The organism is Kitasatospora sp. NPDC002040 (assembly GCF_040296785.1).
Taxonomy (GTDB): Bacteria; Actinomycetota; Actinomycetes; order Streptomycetales; family Streptomycetaceae; genus Kitasatospora.
Window position 1 is genome coordinate 1 of record NZ_JBEOXV010000045.1, and the last position, 1,078, is coordinate 1,078.

A 1,078-nucleotide genomic window follows, 5' to 3' on the forward strand; every position below is an offset into this window, starting at 1 on the left:
GCCGAGGGCGCCGGAGGCCCGTGGTCGTTCACCGACGACCGGAAGAAGGACGTCACCGCCAAGGCCGTGCCGAAGCGGATCGTCGCCTTCACCGGCGCGGCCGCCGCCCTGCACGACTTCGAGCTGCACGAGCAACTGGTCGGCGTCTTCGGCGAGACCAAGGGCGCGGACGGCAAGCCCGACCCGCAGGCGGGCGACCTCGACGTGAACAGGATCGCGATCGTCGGCAACGCCTGGGGCGAGTTCGGCATCGAGAAGTACGCGGCGCTCCGCCCCGAGCTGCTGGTCACCCACATGTACGACCCCGAGGCCTACTGGTACGTGCCGGACGAGAGCAAGGACAAGATCCTCGCCCTCGCCCCCGTGGTCACCATCACCACCGGCCGGGTCCCGCTGACCGAACCGATCCGCCGCTACGCCGAGCTCGCCGCCTCGCTCGGCGCCGACCTGAAGGCCAAGCAGGTCGTCGACGCCAAGGCCAGGTTCGAGGCCGCCGCCGAGACGCTGCGCCAGGCCGCCAAGGCGAGCGGCGGCCTGCGGGTGCTGGCCTGCTCGGGCGCGGCCGACCTGTTCTACGCCTCCAACCCCGGTGTCAGCACCGACCTGATGTACTTCCGCGACCTGGGCGTCAACATCATCGTGCCGGACAAGCTCGACCAGGGCGGCTACTTCGAGAGCCTGAGCTGGGAGAACGCGGGCAAGTACCAGGCCGACCTGCTGCTGCTCGACCAGCGCAGCACCGCGCTCCAGCCCAAGGACCTGGCCAGCAAGCCCGGTTGGGCCCAGTTGCCGGCCGTGAAGGCGAACCAGATCACCCCCTGGGACGCGGTGCCCCGGTTCTCCTGGGCCGGCGCTGCGCCGCTGCTGGAGAACCTCGCCAAGGCCATCCAGGGCGCCCGCAAGCTCGGCTGAACCACACCCCCGGAGACGATCCCACCATGACCACCACCCCCTTCGCCTTCTTCGAGGCGCACGTGCTCCGGACCGAGCGGATCGGCCCCTCGCTGCTGCGGGTCACCTTCGGCGGCGAACAGCTCGGCGGCTTCGCGAGCGGCGGCCGGGACCAGAGCTTCTCGCT

1 protein-coding gene is annotated in these 1,078 nt (G+C 70.9%); it reads left to right on the forward strand.

The genetic code is table 11. The annotated features are described in order from the left end of the window. On the forward strand, positions 1-912 hold a 912-nt coding region (locus ABT118_RS32650; protein WP_350678560.1), incomplete at its 5' end, for an ABC transporter substrate-binding protein. Positions 913-1,078 lie beyond the last annotated feature (166 nt).